The organism is Oleiphilus sp. HI0086, from assembly GCF_001635225.1.
On sequence record NZ_LWFZ01001455.1, the window covers coordinates 1 to 832 of the forward strand.

Sequence of the window (832 nt, forward strand, 5' to 3'; positions counted from 1 at the left end):
GCTCCTATCTGAGTTTAACGCAGGGATATACTGATAACTTTGTCCGCCGGCTTCTAGAAAATAATCTCGATTTTCCACGGCAATTTCCTCAAGCGTTTCTAAACAGTCTGATGAAAAACCAGGGCAAAATACTTGAACAGATGAGACGCCTTTATCGGGGAGTGATTTCAAGGTGTGGTCGGTATACGGTTTAAGCCACTCAGCTTTACCAAAACGCGACTGAAAGCTTGTGATAACTTTATCCGCATCAATATCCAGCGCTTCAGTTAATAGTCGAGAAGTGACTTGGCAATGACAGTAGTATGGGTCACCTAACTCTAAGTATCGTTTGGGGACACCATGAAAAGATAGCATGAGCTTGTCAGCCTGGCCGTTCTCAGACCAAAACTGTTTTATTTTATCGGCCATTGCTTTGATATACAGCGGATGGTCGTGATAAGAATTTATAAAGCGGAGTTCAGGCACCCAGCGACGCGCTGTTAGTTCTGTAGAGATCGCGTCAAAGGTGGAACCGGCAGTCGCACCTGAGTATTGAGGATACAAGGGAAGGATCACTAAGCGTCGAGCACCTTCTTCTAGCATTGAATTCATTACCTTGTCGATGGAAGGGTTGCCGTAACGCATCGCAAACTTGGTAACAAGCTTGTCACCCCATTTGGTTTCTAGCCTCTTGCTTAAGGCTTTTGCCTGCTCTTGTGTGTGCGAAAGCAATGGTGAACCATGCTCCGTCCAAACCGAGGCATAGGCTTTAGCCGACTTTTTTGGACGTATGCGTAAAATAATGCCGTGTAAAATTATCAGCCAGATAAGTCGCGGAATTTCTACAACTCGA

At 45.3% G+C, this 832-nt stretch carries 1 protein-coding gene; it reads right to left on the reverse strand.

Annotated features, from left to right (window positions below):
- Positions 1–832, reverse strand: an 832-nt coding sequence (hemH, locus tag A3756_RS24645) for a ferrochelatase (RefSeq protein ID WP_068554948.1), incomplete at both ends; no start/stop codon positions are given.